The following is an 18837-nucleotide window of genomic DNA, read 5'->3' on the forward strand; positions in this document are numbered from 1 at the left end:
TCACTCTCCCTCGGCGGCGTGCATGGCGGCAGCGCCTGCCATCACCGAGACGACGATGTTCTGGTAGCCGGTGCAGCGGCAGATATTGCCTTCGAGGCCTTGACGGACATCGGCCTCGGTCAGGTCCGGCTTCTCGGCGGCGAGTGCGATCGCGGTCATCAGCATGCCGGGCGTGCAGAAGCCGCATTGCAGGCCGTGATGTTCGCGAAAGGCTTCCTGCATCGGATGCATCTGGTTCGAGCCGGGCGCGCCTTGCAGGCCTTCGATGGTGAGAAGCGTCGCGCCGTCGAGGGCGGGGGCGAGCAACGTGCAGCTCTTCACGGGCAGCCCGTCGAGATGCACGACGCAGGCGCCGCACTGGCTGGTGTCACAACCGATATGGGTCCCTGTCAGATTGAGCTGCTCGCGCAAGAGCTCGGCGACGAGTGTCGCCGGTTCGACGTCCACATTGGTTGGCCGGCCGTTGAGTGTGAAGGATATCTGCACGGTCATACTCCTGTGCGCGACGGGGTTTTAGGCGAGTGGCAACGCGCTGCCGGTGGCCCATGTGGCCATCACGACATCGCCGACGGTAAAGGGATCTGCGAAGAAGGTCTTTTCCGGCACGTAGGCCACGAATTCATCGTCCGGCACGGTGTCGAGCATCACCTTGACGAAATAGCCCTGGTACTCGATCGCGACCACGCGGCTCGGCAACGCCGTGGCGCAGCCGGGTGGCAGGTCCCTGCCCGGCCTGACCAGCGCGACATCGTCGCGGCGAACGGCGATATCGACCTTGTCGCCGACGCTGACAGCCGGGCGCGCCTGAAGCGGCACCTCGATGCCATCAGGAGCGGCCTGCGCGAGTGTGAAGCTGGCACCGTTGACCTTCTCGACACGGCCAGACAGCACGTTCTGCCCGCCCATGAACTCCGCGACATAGCGGTCGTGCGGGTGGGCATAGACGTCCCGCGCCGCGCCCGCCTGCTTGATCTTGCCCTGCTCCATCACGACCACTAAATCCGCAAGTGCGATCGCTTCGAGCTGGGTGTGGGTGACGTGGATGAAGGTGATGCCGAGCTCCCGCTGCATCCGCCGCAGCTCCTGACGCATCTGCACGCGGAGCTGTTCGTCGAGCGCGGACAGCGGTTCATCGAGCAGCAGCACCCGCGGCTCGGTGATCGCGGCCCGCGCCAGCGCCACGCGCTGCTGCTGGCCGCCGGAGAGCTGTGCCGGCAACCGGTCGGCGAACTGCGTCAGCCGCACCTTCTCGATCATGGCGTCGGCCGCCCGAAGCCGATCGGACTTCGACTGGCCACGAACGCGCAAGGCAAAGGCGATGTTGTCGCGCACGGTCAGATGCGGGAACAGCGCGTAGGACTGGAACATCATCGCGGTGCGGCGCTGCACCGGCGCGAGACCGACGACGTTCTGACCGCCGATCACGATCTCCCCCGCGGTCGGGTCCTCATGACCGGCGATCATGCGCAGAATCGTGGTCTTGCCGCAGCCGGACGGGCCGATGAAGCAGCAATAGGCGCCATCGGCAATCCTGAGGTTGACGCCGTCGACCACGTAGGTCGCGCCGTCAAAGCTCTTGCAGACGCCTGCCAGTTCGATATCGCCGCGATCGCTCTTCATTCCCAACTCAACCCTTGCTCAACCTTTGGCCTGACTGCCGCGCTTCTTCTGGATCAGGACGATGCTGCCGAGGCTTGCGCCGATGACGACGAAGGAGACGATGGTGGTCACGGTGCCGAGCGCATAGAGCGAGGGCGAGGTGACGTTCAGCGTCATGCTCCAGATCTCCAGCGGCAGCGTGTTCAGCGAACCTGCGGTCTGGAGGCTGCGCGCGAACTCGTCATAGGACAGCGTGAAGCCGAACAACGCCACCGCGACGAGACCCGGCGCGAGCACCGGAATCATCACCAGCCGGATCGACTGCCAGCGGCTGGCGCCGAGATCGTAGGCCGCCTCCTCCCAGACGTGATTGAAGCGCGACATCACAGCGAACATCACCAGCACACCGAACGGCAGCGTCCATGACAGCTGTGAGCCGAGCGCCGATGTGTACCAGCTCGCATTCAGCCCGAGCGCCTGGAACAGAAGCCCCGTGCCGAGGCCGAGCACGAGGCCGGGCGCGACCAGGCTGCCGATCATCATGTAGAAGACGACGGTGTCGCCGCGGAAGCGCTTGCGGAAACCGAGCCCGGCCAGGAAGGAGACCACCACCGTGATGACGGTGACGATGACCGCGAGCTTGATCGAGCGATCAAATGAGCCCTTGACGTCGCCGGTCCGCACCTGGGTGAAGAGATCGACGAACCAGTGCAGCGAATGCCCCTTCATCGGAAACACGAGGCCGCCGCGGATATCCTGGAACGACAGGATGTAGATGCAGAACATCGGGCCGTAGAGCGCGATCACATAAAGCCCGAACAGCGTCGCCAGCACGTAGAACGTCCAGGGCCGGCCGCCCTTTCTCGGCGCGATCGCCTTGGTCGCCGCGGGCGCGACCGCTTCAGGCACGTCAGCGAGAACCGCGCTCATCGCGTGATCTCCTGCCTGATGTCGACGGTGCGCAGGATCAGCGAGACGATCCCTACCAGCACCAGCGTCAACAGCACAGCGCTTGCGGCCGCGGTCGGGTATTGCAGCACGCCGACGTCCTCGTAGAACGCGCTGACCACCGAGGCCGAGCCGCCGCCGGACATCACCTTGACGACGAAGAAGTCGCCCATCACGATCGAGACCACGAAGATGGTGCCGAGCGCAATACCGCTCTTGGACATCGGCACCACGATCAGGCGCAGGATGTCGAAACGGCTGGCGCCGGCATCGATCGCGGCCTCGATCAGCTTTTTGTCGATCCGCGCCATGGAATTGAAGATCGGCACGATCATGAAGATCGTGAGCTGGTGGACATAGGCGATGACCACCGCCAAATCAGAGAACAGCAGCACCTCCAGCGGCTGATGGATCACGCCCAGTGCCAGCAGCGCCTGGTTGATTAGGCCTTCCTTGCCGAGCAACGGAATCCACGAAATCATGCGGATGATGTTCGAGGTCCAGAACGGCACCGTGCACAGCAGAAACAGGCCGATCGCCAGCAGCTGGTTACGGACGTGGAAGACGAGAAAATAAGCGACAAAGAAGCCGATGATCAGCGTGAAGACCCAAGTCAGCACTGTGAACTTGATGGTCGCCAGATAGAGCTTCAGCGTCAGCGCCGAATGCAGCACGTCGACATAGCTTGCAAGCGTGAACTCAGGCGTCAGCCCGCCAAAGCCGTCGGTCGAAAAGAAGCTCGCCGCCAGCACGACGAGGATCGGGGCCACGAAGAACGGAACGAGCACCAGAACCAGCGGCGAGACATAGAGCCAGCCGGCGAGATTTGCGCGTGGTGGCGTTTGAGCTGGTTTTGGACTGGGCTGCATATCAGCGAATGCCTCGAAGTCGATCTTGTCGCACCGGCGCGTGACGGCGCCGGTGCTTCGTTTAGGTCAGGGAAAGCAGGTTTCAGGCCACCTTGAAGTCGTTCCAGCGTTTGTTCATGTAGGCGGCCTCGTCCATCAGCGTGTTCCAGCACGAGATGTTCTTGACGCGGTCGAGGAACGAGCCGCCGTCACGCTTGGTGCCGGCCTTCTCCATCGCCACGCCATAGGGATCGTTGATCACTTCCGGCGCCGGCTTGCCGTCGTACCAGAAGTCCCATTCGGCAGCGGTCAGGAACTTCTTCGCCGTCGAGGGCACCGGACTGTAATAGCCGTAGCGGCCGACGAAGGCGCCCTGCCAGCCCGAGAGATACCAGTTGAGATATTCGTAGGCGGAATCGAGCTTCTTGCCCGAGAGATGCTTCATCAGGCCCATGCCGTTGCACCAGCCGCGATAGCCTTCCTTGCCGTCCTTGATGTTGACCGGTGCGTACACGCAAGGGATTTCCTTGACGCGGACGGCGGCGACCGCCGGCGACCACATCGACTGGATCACGACTTCGCCCGCCGCCATCAGCTGCACCGACTGGTCGAAAGTGGTCCAGGTCGCGCGGAATTGGCCCTGCTTCTTCAGCTCGATCAGCTTGTTGCAGGTGAAGTCGATCTCCTCCTTGGTCATGTTGCCCTTGTTGCCGTACTTGATCAGTCCGGCACTTTCGAAGCAGAGCGCGGCGTCCATGATGCCGATCGCGGGCACGTCGAGGATCGCGGCCTTGCCCTTGAACTTGGGATCGATCAGATCCTTCCACTCGGTCACTTCGTGGCCGACGAGGTCGGGACGGTAGCCGATGGAGTCGGCGTTGTAGACCTGCGGCAGGAAGGTCGCCCATTCGGTGACGCCGTCATGCAGGTCGGTCGAGTCGGGCTTGGAGATGTACATGGCCTCGTAGGGCGAGATGCCCTGGCGCGGGATCTTGTGGCCGTCGATCTCGCCCTTGGTGAAGATCGGCAGGATGTTGTCGAATTCCTTGATCTTCTTGACCTCGATGCCCTGGATGACCTTGCGCTTGGCGGCGAGCTTGGCCTGCCAGCCCTCGAGATCGGCGATATCGACCGTATCAGGCTGGCTTATGAAGCGATTGATGGCAGCCGACGTGTCGAGGTTCTGCATCGTCACCTTGAAGCCGAGATCCTTGGCGGCTTGGTCGCCGATCGCCTTCACCACGGAATAGGAGACGCCGACATGGCGTAGCTCGATGTCCTTGATCTCCTGCGCCCAGATGGTCGGGAATCCGCGGATCGCATCCGACCCGACGGCCGCGCCCGCAATTGCGGCGGCGCCCTTCAACAGCGTGCGCCGGCTCAGCTTTTTCGTCGATCTGACGTTCGCCTTGGCCTCCATTCCCGCCGGATCGGAAGTGAACGTCCCCTTAGTCCCATCAGACACGTTAGTCCCATCAGACATGGCAACCCTCATTGGTTACGATGAACGCCCCGCACCGATCGCCATTGACCGGCCGCGATGTGATCAAGTTGCGCGCGAGGCTAGGGTTGAGATTTTGCGAAGTAAAATTGGAAGTAAAAATTCGTCGTATAAACGCGGCTAATGGATCGGGCCGATGCATTTGCTTTCGGCAGTGCGCATAAGAAGGCGTCAACACGTGTATGCAAGGCAAGGCACGAGACTGCGTCGGCCCGCTCGCACGGCAGGCGCGATCACGATTGCGATACTGGTTGCCACAACGTTGGGCGCGACGGGCAACGAGAAAGTTGCCGCGCGACGGTTTTCAGGATTTGAGCGTCTCACGCGCCGTCTCCGGCGTCATTAGCGTCGCGATGATGGTGATGATCGACAGCGCGATGATGTAGAGCGACACCGGCCAGTAAGATCCGGCCGAGGCGAGCAGCGCGGTCGCGATCAGCGGCGAGAAGCCGCCGCTCAGCGCGGCTGCGACATTGGCGCCGAGCGAGGCACCGCTGTAGCGCACCTGAGTGCGGAACAGCTCCGGCATGAACGCGGCTTTGGGTCCGAACAGCAGCGCATGCGTCAGCGTCATCGTGACCACGAGGGCGAGCGTGATCAGCGCCGGCTCCTTGGTATCGAGGAACCAGAACAGCGGAAACGCCAGCGCCACCGAGAACACGCCGCCGGCGAGATAGAGCGCCTTGCGGCCAAAGATGTCCGACAGCCAGCCCGCGAGCGGCAACGTCGCGAACTCGACGATCGCGGCATAGACCACCGCATTGAGGATCACGCGACGCGGCAGGCCGAGCTTCGTCGTGGCATAGAGCACGATGAAGACCGTGAGGAGATAGGCCAGTCCGACTTCCGACACCGTGATGCCGATCGCGAGTAGGAAGCTGCGCCAGTCGCGGCGGATCACTTCCCAGACCGGCTGCGCCAGAACTTCCTTGCGCTCGACCACTTCCTTGAAATGCGGCGTCTCTGCAAGTCTCAGCCGCACGATGAAGCCGACCCCGACCAGCAAGATGCTGATCAGAAACGGCACGCGCCAGCCCCAGCTCAGGAACTCCGCTTCGGGCAGCTGCGTCATCAGCCCGAAGATGCCGGTGGAGGCGGCAACGCCGACCGGAAAACCGATCTGCACCAGGCTGCCATAGAAGCCGCGGCGGTTGCCGGCGTGCTCGGCCACCATGACCACCGCGCCGCTCCATTCGCCACCGAGACCGATGCCCTGGACGAAGCGCAGGATGACGAGGAAAATCGGCGCCCAGACGCCGATCTGGCTGTATGTCGGCAGGCATCCGATCAGGAAGGTGCCGAGCCCCATCGCGATCATGGTCGCGACCAGCATTGTCTTGCGCCCGAGCCGATCGCCATAATGCCCGATGATGGCGCCGCCGATCGGCCGCGCGACGAAGCCGACCGCATAGGTCGAGAAGGCCGCGAGCGTGCCGACGAAGGGATCGAAGCTCGGGAAGAACAGCTTGTTGAGCACCAGAGCTGCGGCCGTGCCGTAGATCAGGAAGTCGTACCACTCGATCGCGGTGCCGAGCGCGCTCGCCCACACCACATGCGCCGTCGTCGATCGCTCCGTCGCGTCGGAGACCCCCATTGCTGCCGTCATTGCATGCGCCCCAAAAGATTCCGCGTGCATCATGGCCAATCGCCATGTCGACTGCAACCTGCGGAGGTATTCATTGTGCGCAGGATCGCGATGCGAGATTTTCGCGCGATTTTCTCAGCCTCGTTATTCTCCATTGACAAATTCATTCGCTAATATCTAATTTATCTTCAGAACAACCGTCCGCGCCAAGCGGCCCATAAAGAGAGGGAACGACGATGAGAGGGTTTTTGGCCTGCGCCATGCTCGCAACCATGACGTCTGCCGCCATCATCACAGCTGCGCGCGCGCAAGTGTCCGACGACGTGGTGCGGATCGGCGTGCTGACGGATCTGTCGAGCTGGGGTCGCGACAACAGCGGGCCGGGTTCTGTCGAGGCTGCCAAGATGGCGGTGGAAGAGTTTGGACCGACCGTGCTCGGCAAGCCGATCGAGATCATCAGCGCCGATCACCAGATGAAAACCGACGTCGGCGTCAACATCGTGCGCGGCTGGTTCGACAACGGCAAGGTCGACGCCGTCGCCGACATCCCCAATTCCGGCATCGCCATCGCCGTCCACAACATGGTGCGCGAGCGCAACAAGATCGCGCTGCTCTCCGGCCCCGGCGCGAGCTCGCTGACCGACGAGCTGTGCAGCCCGAACACCGTGCACTTCACCTACGACACCTATGCGCTGTCCAAGGTGACGGCCTCCGCCGTGATCAAGGAGGGCGGCAAATCCTGGTACTTCATCACCGCGGACTACGCCTTCGGCCAGCAGCTCGAGAAGGACGCAACCCGCTTCATCAACGAGATGGGCGGCAAGGTGCTCGGCGGCGTCAAGCATCCGACCAATACGGCGGACTTCTCGTCCTTCGCGCTGCAGGCGCAAAGCTCGAAGGCTGACGTGGTCGCCTTCGCCAATGCCGGCCAGGACACCGACAACGCCATCAAGCAGTCCGGCGAGTTCGGACTGGTGCAGGGCGGCCAGAAGCTGGTCGGCCTCTTGATGTTCGACACCGACGTGCATGCGATTGGGCTGAAGTCCGCGCAGGGCACCTATATGACCACGGCTTCGTACTGGAACATGGACGAGCAGACCCGCGCCTGGTCCAAAAAATTCTACGAGCGCACCAAGGTGATGCCGACCATGATCCAGACCGGCGTCTACGGCTCGGTGCTGCATTATCTCAAGGCGATCAAGGCGGCCGGCACCGACGACCCCGCCAAGGTGATGGCCAAGATGCGCGAGCTGCCGATCGAGGATACGTTTGTGCATGGCGGCAAGTTGCGCGAGGACGGCCGCGTCGTCCGCGACATGTATCTGGCTAGGGTGAAGTCGCCCGAGCAGTCCAAGGAGCCCTGGGATTATCTGGAGATCATCAAGACCGTGAAGGGCGAGGACGCCTATCGCCCGCTCTCCGAATCCAAATGTCCGCTGCTGAAGAAGTGAGGTTGACATGACCGGCAACGAGCACAACGCAAGCGAAACATACGAGTGCGATGTGCTCGTGGCCGGATCGGGTGCTTCCGGCATGTCGGCCGCGATCACCGCGCGCTATCGCGGCCTCGACGTGCTGATCGTCGAGAAGGAGCCGCGCTTCGGCGGCACCACCGCACGCTCCGGTGGCTGGCTCTGGATCCCCGGCACGTCACTCGCAAAGGCCTATGGCATTGAGGAGACGCCGGAGCAGGCGCGCACGTACTTACGGCACGAAGCCGGCAACAATTTCGACGCCGCGCGCGTCGATGCGTTCCTCAGCGCCGGCCCCGAGGCAGTGGATTTCTTCACCACCAAGACCGCACTGCGCTTCGACATGCCGCTGGTATTTCCCGACTACCACGCCGAGGCGCCCGGGGGCGCGCAGGGCGGCCGCTCGATGGTGACGCGCCCGTTCGATGGCCGCGAGCTCCGCGAGCAGATCAAGACGCTCGGCATGCCGCTGCCCGAGCTCACCGTGTTCGGCATGATGCTGGGAAGCGGCAAGGAGATCATCCATTTCATGCGGGTGACGAAGTCGCTGGCTTCGGCGATGTATGTGGCCAAACGCCTGTCGCGCCATTTGATGGACGTGCTGCGCTATGGCCGCGGCATGACCTTAACCAACGGCAATGCACTGGCCGGACGTCTCGCCAAATCCGCGCAGGATTTGAAGATTCCGATGTGGTTGTCCTCGCCGATGCGCGAGCTGACGGTCGAGAACGGCGCTGTCACCGGCGCGATCGTGTCGCGCGAGGGACGCGACGTGCGTGTCCGCGCAAGACAAGGCGTCGTGCTCGCGTGCGGCGGGTTTCCGCACGAAGTCGAGCGGCGCAAGAAGATGTTCCCGCACGCGCCGACCGGCACTGAGCATTATTCGCCTGGCCCGACCGGCAACACCGGCGACGGCCTGCGCCTTGCGGAGAGCGCCGGCGGACACGTCGAGAACCGCCTGCCGAATGCGGCGGCCTGGGTCCCGGTATCGTTGACCACGCGCAAGGACGGATCGAAGGGCGTGATGCCGCATTTCATCGACCGCGCCAAACCCGGCGTGATCGCCGTGATGCGTGACGGCAAGCGCTTTACCAATGAAGGCAATTCCTATCACGACTTCGTCCAAGCGATGGTCAAAGCGGCAAAACCTGGCGAGGAGATCGCGTCGTATCTCGTCTGCGATCACCAGACCTTGCGCAAATACGGCCTCGGCTGCGTCCCGCCGTTCCCGATGCCGCTCGGCCATCATCTCAACACGGGTTATCTCCTGCGCGGCGATACGCTGGAGGCGCTTGCGGCAAAAGCCGGCATCGATGCCAAAGCGTTCGCCGAGACAGTCAAGCAGTTCAACGCCACCGCACCGCAGGGACACGATGCCGCCTTCGGCAAAGGTTCAAAAGCCTATAACCGTTACCAGGGCGACGCGATGCATGGTCCCAATCCCTGCATCGCGCCGATCGAAAACGGCCCGTACTACGCCATCAAGATGGTGATCGGCGATCTCGGTACCTATGCCGGCATCGTCACCGACGAGAACGCACGTGCGCTCGATGGCGAAGGCCGGGTGATTCCCGGCCTCTATGCCGCCGGCAACGACATGGCGAGCATCATGGGCGGCAATTATCCCGGTGCGGGCATCACGCTTGGGCCGGCGCTGACCTTCGGCTACATTGCCGGGCGACACCTTGCCGACAGCGCCGCCAAGCGCGACGCGGCGTAACCACACGCCAGGAGGCGCATGAAGAGAGAAAGCCGCGGCATCCAGTCGATCGAGGTCGGCGGAGAATTGCTCCGTGCGCTCGCCAAAAGCGGCGAGCCGATGATGCTGCGCGATCTCGCGCGCGAGGCGGGCATGACGCCGGCTAAGGCGCATCCATATCTGGCCAGCTTCTCCCGCATCGGACTGATCGAGCAGGACGAAACCACCGGCCGCTACGAGATCGGAGCGCTGGCGCTCGAGCTCGGCCTGATCAGCCTGCGCCGGCTCTCGGGCGTCCGCATCGCGCAGCCGAAGATCGCCGCGCTCGCGAGCCAGATCGGGCACGCGGTGTCGCTCGCGGTCTGGGGCACACATGGCCCGACCGTGGTGCAGTTAGAGGAGCCCGGTCAGCCCGTGCACATCGTGATGCGCGCCGGCTCGGTGATGGCACTGCTGGAAACCGCGACTGGCCGCGCCTTCGCGGCCTTCCTGCCGGAGAAGACGATCAACGCCGCGCTCGAAAGCGGCCTCGATCGCCAGGGCATCGGCTACAATCCGAAGCGGCCGGTGAAAGGCGCCAAGATCGCCGAGATGCTCACTGAAATCCGCAAGCACGGGCTTGCCCGCGCCCTCGGCGATCCGCTGCCCGGCGTGAATGCGTTCTCCGCGCCGGTGTTCGATCATGCCGGCCATGTCGCGCTGGTGATCACCGCGATGGGACCGGAAGGCACGTTTGATGCCCGCTGGGACAGCGCGATCGCTCATGCCTTGCGCGATTGCGCCGGCGGCATCTCGAAGCGGCTCGGGTCCGGCATGACGATCGCCGCGGAGTGAAGGCTATCTGTCCTTCACCGGCACTGTGTAGTTCAGGATCAACCGGCCACCATCCGGATAGATCGTCTGCCCGGTGATGTAGGACGCATCATCGCTCGCAAGGAACGCCACGACCGACGCCACCTCGCTTGGCTCGCCGCCACGGCCGGCTGGCGTGCGTGACATCACGGTCTTGCGGGCATCCTCGGAGGTATAGATGGAGGACGCCACCATGTCGGTCAAAATCGTGCCCGGCCCGACCGCGACGACGCGGATGTTGTGCGGGGCGAACGCGACTGCGGCGACCGAGGTGAGCTGCTTCATGCCGCCCTTGGACATCGCATAAGTCGCAAGCGCCGGGATCGCCAGCAGCGCGTTGACCGAGGACATGTTGATGATGACCCCGCCGCCGCTGCCCTGCGCGATCATCTGCTTCGCCGCCGCCTGCACGCCGAAGAACGCGCCTTTCAGGTTGATGCCGATGATTTCGTCGAACTCCTCTTCGGAAATTTCGAGGAAGTCCCGGTTGCGGGCGACGCCGGCATTGTTGACCATGATGTCGAGACGGCCGAACTCTTTCGCTGCGGTCGCAACGAGCTCGTCGACGTCCGCGCGCCTTGCAACGTTGCCGACGATCGCGCGCAGGGCATCCGGATGCCCGAGTTCGGCCGCCGTTGCAGCCAAGCCTTCGGCATCGACATCCGAGATGACGACCTTGACGCCGTCGTCCAGGAATCTTTTCGCGCAGGCCTTGCCGATGCCGCGTGCGGCACCGGTGATGGCGGCGACCTTGCCGGATAGTTTCATGGGTCTCGCTCCAGGATAGCTGCTGAGAGCGGCTACCCCGGACAAGGCTCCGGTTCAAGCCGCCGCGAAGCCGAGATGAGCACGGAACCGGTTCTTGATAAAGACGGCATCGCGCGAGGGTAGCGAGCGCGGCGGATTTTCGGCCAAAACCTTGACGACAAAGAGCCGCGGGCCATCGGCCGGCTGGGCGATTTGCGCCGCGAGACGTTCGACCTCCTCGAGCGTCCGGACGGTTCCGGTCGCAGCGAAGCCACAGGCCGCAGCGATGGCGGTGAGATCGACGCCGCGGCCGGTGTGGCTCGCCTGCATCCCGGTTTCGCCAAAATGCTGATTGTCGATCACGACGATGTCGAGATTGCGCGGGCGCGCAACGCCGATGGTGGCAAGACCGCCAACTCCCATCAATTGTTCACCGTCGCCGGTCAGGGCGATAACGCGCTTTCCTGGCTGGGCCTGAGCGAGGCCGAGACCAATGAGCGCGGCGCCACCCATCGCGCCCCAGAGATAGAAGTTTCCGTCGTGCTCGCCGACGGAATGAAGGTCATAGGTGGGCGAGCCGAGGCCGGAGACGATCAGCGTATCCTTGCGACTCCTGAGGAGAGTGGCGACGGCCGCACGGCGATCGAGTTGAGCTTGCATTGGCATCACCACTTCTTCTTGCCGATCAGGCGTTGTCCGATCAGGACCGCGATCTGCTGATCGGAGTCGTAGGCGAGCGCCGCGGCGGATTCGACCGTCTCGACCAGATCCTCCGCCGTCTCCGCGCGCATCACCTTCATGCCGATCGCCTCCAGGGAGGGCTGCGTGGCGCGACTCATCGGCACCTGCCAGGGATTGAACTCGGCCCATTCGCCGCGCATCGTCACCAGCATCAGCAAGGGAAAGCGGCCGATCGCCGACAGCGACAGCATGTTGATGCAATTGCCGACCCCGCTCGACTGCATCAGCACCACGCTGCGCTGACCGCCGAGCCAGGCACCCGCGGCAATCGCGATGCCCTCCTCTTCCGTCGTCAGCACGTTGGTGGTGACGTCGCGATCCGCGGAGAACATGCGGATGAGCTCACTGTGGCCGGCATCCGGCACGTAGGACATCTGCCGGACGTCGGCGGCTTTCAGGATGCGATAGAGCTCGGACGGCCAGTCGTCGCTGCTGCGCGCTTCGGGATTGGGTTTGGGGCTGTGCACCGCGTGTCTCCGTGAATTTCGAGCGGCACGCTAGCGATGTTCCGATACGAAAGCTCTGACCGTCTGGGATGAGCAGATATCGAGGGATTGTATAGCTGCTGCTGACCGCAGCGGCGGTGCCTCTGCCCCCTCGCCCAGCTTGCAGGGCGAGGTGAAGAGAACCTCAGTTCGCCGCGGACCTCGCCGTGGCCGGCATATAAATCTGCGCGTAGCCTTCCTTGATCGCGGACGTGATGCGATCGAGGCGGCGGTCGATGTGCTTTTCCAGAACCGAGACGCAAGCCTCTTCGTTACGCGCTTTCAACCCTTCGATCACCGCGCGGTGCTCGGCCTGGGTGTTGGAGCGGTTAATGCTGTCCATATCGATCCAGCGGACGAAGCGGATGCGGGCGTTGACGTTGCGCAGCACGCGCAGCATCTCGGCATTATCAGACATCCCCATCAGCCGCTCGTGAAAGGTCTCGTCGAGTTCGACCAGCTCCACCGAGGAGCGCTCGCCGGGATCGGGACCGGTGGCTTCGAGGAATTTCAGCAGCGCGTCGATGTCTTCATCCTTTGCGCGCTTGATGGCGAGGCGGACCGAGGCAACCTCGATCGACTTGCGCAATTCGTAGAGATCGAAGATCTCGTGGGCGTCGAGCTCGCGGCAGAAGAAGCCTTTGCCGGGCGTGAAGCGCAGGAAGCCTTCGGTATTGAGGCGATTGAGCGCCTCGCGCAGCGGCGTGCGGCTGACGCCGAGGCGCTTTGCCAGCTCGCCCTCGTTGAGTCGCTCGCCCGGCTTGATCTCATAGCTCACGGCCATCGCCTTGAGCTGTTCATAGACGCGATCGACGATGCTGTCGGAGGGAGGGTCCAGGTGCTTGTTCATGGGCAGCTTCTCGAGCTCTAGCCAAACTGACGCGGCCGCAGTCCGGCATGAAACCACGTAATCATGGAATAGATATCATAGACGGGCAATCCGACCTCGGTCTGAAGCGCCGCTGCATAGGGCGGCATGTTGGTGCATTCCAGCACGATCGCGCCGACATCCGGGTTCCTGGCGACCAGCTGCTTGCCGGCCTCGACTACGTCACGTTCGGCCTGCGCGATGTCCATGTCGTCCTTCTCGGCCTTGATCAGGACGCGGAAGAACTCCTTGCCATGCTCGGTGCCGACCAGCGGCGTATCGAGCGGCACGCCGGCGCCTTCGAGATGGGCCGGCGTCAAAGTCGAACCTGAGACCGTGACGAGGCCGACGCGCTTGCCCGGCGGCAAGGTCGCCTGCACCCACGGCACCTGCATCAGTGACGAGGTCGCAACGGGAACGCCGACCGCTGCCGCGATCTCCTTCTGGAACAGCGAGAGGAAGCCGCAATTGGTGGTGATGGCTTCGGCCCCTAACCGCACCAGATCCTTCGCTGCGTCGATGAAATCAGGCAGCAGGCCGGCGGCGCCCTTCAGCACCACCTTCTCCGGCGAGGCGCCGCTCACCACGCGATAGAGCACGGGAAATGGCCAGGTCGTGCCGTTGCCCATGTCGCCGGGAATGCGGGGGAAGCGCGCTTCCAGCATCAATATCCCGAGCGGCGCGCCATAAATGGCTTTGCCGCCACGGGCAATCCGGGAAGACGAATTGGCTGGATGGGTCATGGTGCGATCTCAGAGGAAGCGAGTGGGTGCGAACGGCTCGAGCGGAATTTCCGGCTGCTTGCCGCTCAGGAGCTGGGCGACGAGGCGGCCGGTGCGAGCCGAGCCGACCAGGCCGACATGGCCGTGGCCGAAAGCATAGACGATGTCGCGCGACGCGCGTGCATAGCCAATGCAGGGCCGGCCGTCCGGCATGCTCGGTCGATGACCGAACCAGGTCTTGATGCGCGAGGTCGGAATGTCCTTCGGCAGCCTCGGGAACATGCTGAAGAGATTTGCGCGCAGGATCTCGGCGCGCTTCCAGTTCGGCGCGGCTTCGAGGCCGGCGATCTCGACCGTGCCCGCGGCGCGCAGGCCTTTGTCGGTCCAGTTCACCACCATCTTGGCGTCCGACGCCATCATCGAGCTGCGCGGGCCTGACTCCGGGTTCTCGATCATGACGTGATAGCCACGCTCGGTTTCAAGCGGCAAGGAATCGCCGACCGACGCGGTCAGCCGCTTCGAATGCGCACCGGCGGCGACGACTGCGGCATCGCAGGGAATCTCGCCGCGGTCAGTGAGAACGGCCACGAGGTTGTTGCCGGAAAGCTTGAGGCCTGTCGCATGGGCATGGACGAGCCTGGCACCGCTGGCGATCGCATGCTGAGCGAGGGCCGCAACGTAAGCGCCGGGATCGCGGCAGCGGCCGGCCTCTTCCACCACCACGCCAAAGGTGTAGCGCGGATGCAGGTCCGGCTCGCGCTGGCGCATCTCGTCGGCATTGAGCTCCAGCCATTCGACGCCGACCTTCTTGCGCAGGCGCCAGCCGAGATCATTGTCGAAATTGCCGCGCGACGGGAAGACATGCATCACGCCGTTGCGCTCGACGAGTTCAGGCACGCCGGCCTCTTCCGCCAGCTTCCGGTGCAGCAGCGGCGCGTCCTTGAGGAGATCGCGCAGCGCAAAGGCCGTCTTCTCGACGCGCGCCTCGGTCCAGCCCGACAGCAGATACTTGACCAGCCAGGGCAGCGCCTTCGGCAAATAAGACCAGCGGATCGCGAGCGGCCCGAGCGGATCCAAGAGATAGCCAGGCACCTTCTTCCAGATGCCCGGCTCCGCCGGCGGGATCACCGAATGCGACGACAACCAGCCGGCATTGCCGTAGCTCGCCGCCTGTTCGCCACCGGGCTCGGCCGGATCGATCAGCGTGACGCGATGACCCTCGCGCAGCGCCTCGATGGCGCTGATCACGCCGATCGCGCCGGCTCCGATGATGGCGACGTGGCGGCCTTCCGGCATCGGCTAAGCCTTCACCGCCGGCGCAAAGTCCTTGCCGACCGACAGTGCCCGCGGATCAATGATGCAATGGAGGATCGACGGCTTGCCCGAAGCGAGCGCGCGCTCGAAGGCGGGCGCGAACTCTTCGGTGCGCTCGACCCGCTCGCCATGGCCGCCGAATGCCTTGGCATACATGGCAAAGTCCGGGTTCTTGAGCTGGGTGCCGACGACGCGGCCGGGATAGTCGCGCTCCTGATGCATGCGGATGGTGCCGTATTGCGAATTGTCGACGACGATCACGATCAGCGGCGCGTCGTACTGCACGGCGGTCGCGAACTCCTGGCCGTTCATCAGGAAGCAGCCGTCGCCGGCAAAAGCGACGACGGTGCGATCCGGAAATTGCCGTTTGGCCAGCACGCCTGCCGGCACGCCATAACCCATCGAGCCCGAGGTCGGCGCGAGCTGCGATGCGAAGCTGTGAAAACGGTGATGGCGATGAATCCAGCCGGCATAATTGCCGGCGCCGTTGCAGACGATCGCATCCTTCGGCAGCCGGTCGCGCAGCCAGGTCATGACCTGACCGTACTGGAACGTGCCCGGCAGCTCGCGCGCCTTGCCGGTCCAGGCGAGATAATCGGCATGCGCTTTCGTCGCCTCGCCCTTCCACACCGGCGCGGCCGCAGGCTTCAGCGTCTCGACGGCGGCGGCGAACGCGGCCGGGGTCGCCTGGATCGCAAGCTCCGGCTGATAGATGCGGCCAAGCTCTTCCGAACCCGGATGCACATGGATCAGCTTCTGCTTGGGCGTCGGAATGTCGAGCAGCGTGTAGGACGAGGACGGCATCTCCGACATGCGGCCGCCGATGAGCAGAATGACATCGGCGTTGTCGATGCGCGCCTTCAGGCCCGGGCTCGGCCCGATGCCGAGATCGCCGGCATAGTGCGAATGATCAGCGTCGATCAGAGACGCGCGGCGGAACGAGGTCGCGACCGGCAGGTCGAACCGTTCGGCAAAGCGCGCGATGCTCTTGGTGGCTTCATCGGTCCAGCGCGAGCCGCCGAGAATGACGAGCGGTGCCTTGGCGCTCGCCAACATGGCGCCGACGCGCTCGACATCATCGGGCGCGGGCCAGCTCACCGCCGGCTCGATGCGCATGGCATCGGCAACGGCCGCGGTCTCGGTCAGCATGTTCTCCGGCAGCGCGATCACCACGGGGCCGGGACGGCCCTGCATCGCGACGCGGAAGGCGCGCGCGACCAGCTCCGGAATGCGGTCGGGACGATCGATCTCGATTGCCCATTTCGCCATGGTGCCGAACACCGCCTTGTAGTCGAGTTCCTGAAACGCCTCGCGCTCGCGCATGCCGGTGTCGACCTGGCCGACGAACAGGATCATCGGCGTCGAATCCTGCATCGCGATGTGGACGCCATGGCTGGCATTGGTCGCGCCGGGGCCGCGGGTGACGAAGCAGATTCCGGGCCGCCCCGTGAGCTTGCCATAGGCCTCCGCCATCATGGCCGCGCCGCCCTCTGCGCGGCAGATCATGACGTCAATCGGGCTGTCATGCAGCGCGTCGAGTGCGGCGAGATAGCTCTCGCCCGGCACGCAGGTGACGCGCTCGACGCCCTGGGCGACGAGCTGATCGATCAGGATCTGGCCTCCGGTGCGGGTGTTGCGAATGGTCATGACAGCTCCCTGCAGGCTTTGGCGATGCGCATCATGGCCTCGCGCAGATTTGTTCCGAGGTGGCGTAGGACAGGCGGAAATAAGGTGCAAGGCCGAAACAGCTGCCCGGCACCGTTCTGCACGGTGACCAGGGTGGTCGCGGGTCTCGCGCGCGCCCCGAGTTAGCCGGGATGCTGATATGCAGCCGGCCCTCCGCTGTTGACGCGATCAGATACGCGTTTAAGTAGGTGGAGATAAATACTGCAGGGGTGGCGACGTTCGCGGGGCTGGTTCCCGTTGCCGCCACCAATGCAGGACTCATGACGACCTCGCCTCACGCGACCTCGCCAAGCACGAAATCGACCTCGGCTTCCGCGCCCCCTCATCTTGCCATCGTCCTGTTCTCGCTCGCGATGGGCGGCTTTGCGATCGGAACGACCGAATTCGCATCGATGAGCCTGCTGCCGTTCTTCGCGGCCGACCTTCATATCGACGAGCCGACCGCCGGACACGCGATCAGCGCCTACGCCCTCGGCGTGGTGCTGGGCGCGCCGCTGATCGCCGTGCTCGGCGCGCGGTTCGCTAGGCGCACGCAGCTGCTGGTGCTGATGGCCGTGTTCGCACTCGGCAACGCCCTCACCGCGCTTGCCCTTGGCTTTGGCTGGATGATCGCCGCCCGCTTTCTCTCAGGGCTGCCGCACGGCGCCTATTTCGGCGTCGCCGCGCTGGTGGCCGCCTCGCTCGTCCCGCAACATCGTCGCTCGCAGGCGATCGGCCAGGTGATGCTCGGCCTGACCGGCGCCACCATCATCGGTGTGCCACTCGCCAATCTGATCGGCCAGGCGGTCGGCTGGCGCGCAAGCTTCGGCCTCGTGTCGTTGCTGGCGCTGCTCACGGTGCTGCTGTGCGCGCTGTTCGCCCCGCGCGACCAGGCGGGCCGAACGGATCCGCTGCGCGAGCTCGGCGCACTCCGAAGCGGCCGCGTCTGGATCACGCTTGCGATCGGCGCCATCGGCTTCGGCGGTATGTTCGCCGTCTACACCTATCTGGCGACGACGTTGATCGAGGTCACCAAGGTCAGCACCGAGGTCATTCCGTTCTTCCTGGCGATATTCGGCGTCGGCGCCACGCTCGGCAATCTCGTCGTGCCGCGCTTTGCCGACCGCGCGCTGATGCCGACGGCGGGCAGCATCCTGCTGTTTGCAGGTGTGGCACTTCTGGCGTTTCCGCTTGCGGCCGGCAATCCCTGGCTCCTCGCGGTGGACATCTTCGCGATCGGTGACAGCGTGGCACTCGGTGCCGTGCTGCAAACGCGGCTGATGGACGTCGCGGGAGACGCACAGGCGCTCGCTGCCGCGCTCAATCATTCAGCGTTCAACACCGCCAATGCGCTCGGCCCATTCCTCGGCGGCCTCGCCATTCGCCAAGGACTCGGCTGGACCTCCACCGGTCCCGTCGGCGCCGCGCTGGCGCTTCTGGGCTTTCTAATCTGGATCGTCGCTTATCGCGACACCGGCTCCGCGCCGGTCGAACAGGTCCCAGGCCGTGACACAGCACCACAAGAGAACGCTCCCCTGAAGCGCGCGCCACCGCTGGCGCCCGTTGATCGGAGCCGTTCCAGGGATCCGGTGGCCTGACGGATTGCAACGCGCTCAGAACAGAGCGGCGTTGAAAGCCTGTCCGTAGATCATCGCGGCCACGAGCGAGACCAGCAGGCCCGCGCCGGAGAAGATCACCAGGATCTTCAGAGTTTCGACATCGACATTGGTTCCCGTCGCGCGGGATATTGCTCTTGCCAGTGCAGCAATCATCGCCAACTCCGAAGCCGGC

18 protein-coding genes are annotated in these 18837 nt (G+C 64.3%); 4 read left to right on the plus strand and 14 right to left on the minus strand.

From position 1 onward, the window contains the following. From JJE66_RS02360 to JJE66_RS02385, 6 genes are all read right to left on the minus strand, one after another. Nucleotides 1–492 (minus strand): (2Fe-2S)-binding protein, encoded by a 492-nt coding sequence (locus JJE66_RS02360; protein ID WP_200512524.1) that lies wholly within the window; start codon nucleotides 490–492, stop codon nucleotides 1–3. Between the two features lie 21 nt (nucleotides 493–513). Beyond that, nucleotides 514–1620, minus strand: coding sequence for an ABC transporter ATP-binding protein (locus JJE66_RS02365; protein ID WP_200512525.1), 1107 nt, complete (start codon nucleotides 1618–1620; stop codon nucleotides 514–516). A gap of 18 nt (nucleotides 1621–1638) precedes the next feature. Further along, nucleotides 1639–2529 (minus strand): ABC transporter permease, encoded by an 891-nt coding sequence (locus JJE66_RS02370; RefSeq protein ID WP_200512526.1) that lies wholly within the window; start codon nucleotides 2527–2529, stop codon nucleotides 1639–1641. Beyond that, on the minus strand, nucleotides 2526–3416 hold the full coding sequence (locus JJE66_RS02375) for an ABC transporter permease (protein WP_200512527.1): 891 nt from the start codon (nucleotides 3414–3416) through the stop codon (nucleotides 2526–2528). The genes JJE66_RS02370 and JJE66_RS02375 overlap by 4 nt, the downstream gene beginning before the upstream one ends. An 82-nt stretch (nucleotides 3417–3498) precedes the next feature. Then, nucleotides 3499–4860 (minus strand): PotD/PotF family extracellular solute-binding protein, encoded by a 1362-nt coding sequence (locus tag JJE66_RS02380; protein WP_200515245.1) that lies wholly within the window; start codon nucleotides 4858–4860, stop codon nucleotides 3499–3501. A 340-nt stretch (nucleotides 4861–5200) separates the two neighbouring features. Next, complete coding sequence (locus tag JJE66_RS02385; protein ID WP_200512528.1) at nucleotides 5201–6502, minus strand: MFS transporter; 1302 nt, start codon at nucleotides 6500–6502, stop codon at nucleotides 5201–5203. A gap of 215 nt (nucleotides 6503–6717) precedes the next feature. Here JJE66_RS02385 and JJE66_RS02390 point away from each other — a divergent pair, with 215 nt between their 5' ends. Genes JJE66_RS02390 through JJE66_RS02400 form a run of 3 tightly spaced genes read left to right on the plus strand, consistent with a single transcriptional unit; the run spans nucleotide 6718 to nucleotide 10486 of the window. Beyond that, nucleotides 6718–7932, plus strand: a complete 1215-nt coding sequence (locus JJE66_RS02390; protein ID WP_200512529.1) for an ABC transporter substrate-binding protein — start codon at nucleotides 6718–6720, stop codon at nucleotides 7930–7932. A gap of 7 nt (nucleotides 7933–7939) precedes the next feature. Beyond that, entirely contained in the window at nucleotides 7940–9673 is a 1734-nt protein-coding gene (locus JJE66_RS02395; protein ID WP_200512530.1) for an FAD-dependent oxidoreductase, read from the plus strand. A gap of 18 nt (nucleotides 9674–9691) precedes the next feature. Continuing rightward, entirely contained in the window at nucleotides 9692–10486 is a 795-nt protein-coding gene (locus JJE66_RS02400) for an IclR family transcriptional regulator (protein WP_200512531.1), read from the plus strand. Between the two features lie 3 nt (nucleotides 10487–10489). On the opposite strand, the gene JJE66_RS02405 is transcribed toward JJE66_RS02400, so the two are convergent. The 7 genes from JJE66_RS02405 to JJE66_RS02435 form a co-directional block, all read right to left on the minus strand. Beyond that, on the minus strand, nucleotides 10490–11272 hold the full coding sequence (locus tag JJE66_RS02405; RefSeq protein WP_200512532.1) for an SDR family NAD(P)-dependent oxidoreductase: 783 nt from the start codon (nucleotides 11270–11272) through the stop codon (nucleotides 10490–10492). Nucleotides 11273–11326: 54 nt separating this feature from the next. Beyond that, nucleotides 11327–11917, minus strand: a complete 591-nt coding sequence (locus JJE66_RS02410) for a thiamine pyrophosphate-dependent enzyme (protein ID WP_200512533.1) — start codon at nucleotides 11915–11917, stop codon at nucleotides 11327–11329. After that, complete coding sequence (locus JJE66_RS02415; protein WP_200512534.1) at nucleotides 11917–12459, minus strand: thiamine pyrophosphate-binding protein; 543 nt, start codon at nucleotides 12457–12459, stop codon at nucleotides 11917–11919. Before JJE66_RS02415 ends, JJE66_RS02410 begins: the two co-directional genes overlap by 1 nt. Before the next feature lie 163 nt (nucleotides 12460–12622). Continuing rightward, a complete protein-coding gene (locus JJE66_RS02420; RefSeq protein WP_200512535.1) occupies nucleotides 12623–13327 on the minus strand; it encodes a GntR family transcriptional regulator in 705 nt (234 codons plus the stop codon). A 17-nt stretch (nucleotides 13328–13344) separates the two neighbouring features. Then, complete coding sequence (locus JJE66_RS02425; RefSeq protein WP_200512536.1) at nucleotides 13345–14088, minus strand: aspartate/glutamate racemase family protein; 744 nt, start codon at nucleotides 14086–14088, stop codon at nucleotides 13345–13347. 9 nt (nucleotides 14089–14097) lie between these two features. Then, nucleotides 14098–15363: an FAD-binding oxidoreductase gene (locus JJE66_RS02430; protein WP_200512537.1), complete on the minus strand. Its 1266-nt coding sequence runs from the start codon at nucleotides 15361–15363 to the stop codon at nucleotides 14098–14100. A 3-nt stretch (nucleotides 15364–15366) separates the two neighbouring features. Beyond that, nucleotides 15367–17028 carry a thiamine pyrophosphate-binding protein gene (locus tag JJE66_RS02435; RefSeq protein ID WP_200512538.1) on the minus strand — a complete coding sequence of 554 codons (1662 nt, stop codon included), beginning with the start codon at nucleotides 17026–17028 and terminating at the stop codon, nucleotides 15367–15369. Nucleotides 17029–17327: 299 nt separating this feature from the next. Here JJE66_RS02435 and JJE66_RS02440 point away from each other — a divergent pair, with 299 nt between their 5' ends. Then, nucleotides 17328–18644 (plus strand): MFS transporter, encoded by a 1317-nt coding sequence (locus tag JJE66_RS02440; protein ID WP_200512539.1) that lies wholly within the window; start codon nucleotides 17328–17330, stop codon nucleotides 18642–18644. Nucleotides 18645–18659: 15 nt separating this feature from the next. On the opposite strand, the gene JJE66_RS02445 is transcribed toward JJE66_RS02440, so the two are convergent. Next, nucleotides 18660–18818 carry a hypothetical protein gene (locus JJE66_RS02445; RefSeq protein WP_200512540.1) on the minus strand — a complete coding sequence of 53 codons (159 nt, stop codon included), beginning with the start codon at nucleotides 18816–18818 and terminating at the stop codon, nucleotides 18660–18662. Between the last annotated feature and the right edge of the window lie 19 nt (nucleotides 18819–18837).

Source organism: Bradyrhizobium diazoefficiens (assembly GCF_016612535.1).
Lineage (GTDB): Bacteria > Pseudomonadota > Alphaproteobacteria > Rhizobiales > Xanthobacteraceae > Bradyrhizobium > Bradyrhizobium diazoefficiens_C.

Excerpts from the sequence above, each read along its gene's own strand:
- JJE66_RS02360 (WP_200512524.1), bottom strand. The coding sequence starts at position 492 with ATGACCGTGCAGATATCCTTCACACTCAACGGCCGGCCAACCAATGTG.
- JJE66_RS02365 (WP_200512525.1), bottom strand. The coding sequence starts at position 1,620 with ATGAAGAGCGATCGCGGCGATATCGAACTGGCAGGCGTCTGCAAGAGC.
- JJE66_RS02370 (WP_200512526.1), bottom strand. The coding sequence starts at position 2,529 with ATGAGCGCGGTTCTCGCTGACGTGCCTGAAGCGGTCGCGCCCGCGGCG.
- JJE66_RS02375 (WP_200512527.1), bottom strand. The coding sequence starts at position 3,416 with ATGCAGCCCAGTCCAAAACCAGCTCAAACGCCACCACGCGCAAATCTC.
- JJE66_RS02385 (WP_200512528.1), bottom strand. The coding sequence starts at position 6,502 with ATGACGGCAGCAATGGGGGTCTCCGACGCGACGGAGCGATCGACGACG.
- JJE66_RS02390 (WP_200512529.1), top strand. The coding sequence starts at position 6,718 with ATGAGAGGGTTTTTGGCCTGCGCCATGCTCGCAACCATGACGTCTGCC.
- JJE66_RS02395 (WP_200512530.1), top strand. The coding sequence starts at position 7,940 with ATGACCGGCAACGAGCACAACGCAAGCGAAACATACGAGTGCGATGTG.
- JJE66_RS02400 (WP_200512531.1), top strand. The coding sequence starts at position 9,692 with ATGAAGAGAGAAAGCCGCGGCATCCAGTCGATCGAGGTCGGCGGAGAA.
- JJE66_RS02405 (WP_200512532.1), bottom strand. The coding sequence starts at position 11,272 with ATGAAACTATCCGGCAAGGTCGCCGCCATCACCGGTGCCGCACGCGGC.
- JJE66_RS02410 (WP_200512533.1), bottom strand. The coding sequence starts at position 11,917 with ATGCCAATGCAAGCTCAACTCGATCGCCGTGCGGCCGTCGCCACTCTC.
- JJE66_RS02420 (WP_200512535.1), bottom strand. The coding sequence starts at position 13,327 with ATGAACAAGCACCTGGACCCTCCCTCCGACAGCATCGTCGATCGCGTC.
- JJE66_RS02425 (WP_200512536.1), bottom strand. The coding sequence starts at position 14,088 with ATGACCCATCCAGCCAATTCGTCTTCCCGGATTGCCCGTGGCGGCAAA.
- JJE66_RS02430 (WP_200512537.1), bottom strand. The coding sequence starts at position 15,363 with ATGCCGGAAGGCCGCCACGTCGCCATCATCGGAGCCGGCGCGATCGGC.
- JJE66_RS02435 (WP_200512538.1), bottom strand. The coding sequence starts at position 17,028 with ATGACCATTCGCAACACCCGCACCGGAGGCCAGATCCTGATCGATCAG.
- JJE66_RS02440 (WP_200512539.1), top strand. The coding sequence starts at position 17,328 with ATGACGACCTCGCCTCACGCGACCTCGCCAAGCACGAAATCGACCTCG.
- JJE66_RS02445 (WP_200512540.1), bottom strand. The coding sequence starts at position 18,818 with ATGATTGCTGCACTGGCAAGAGCAATATCCCGCGCGACGGGAACCAAT.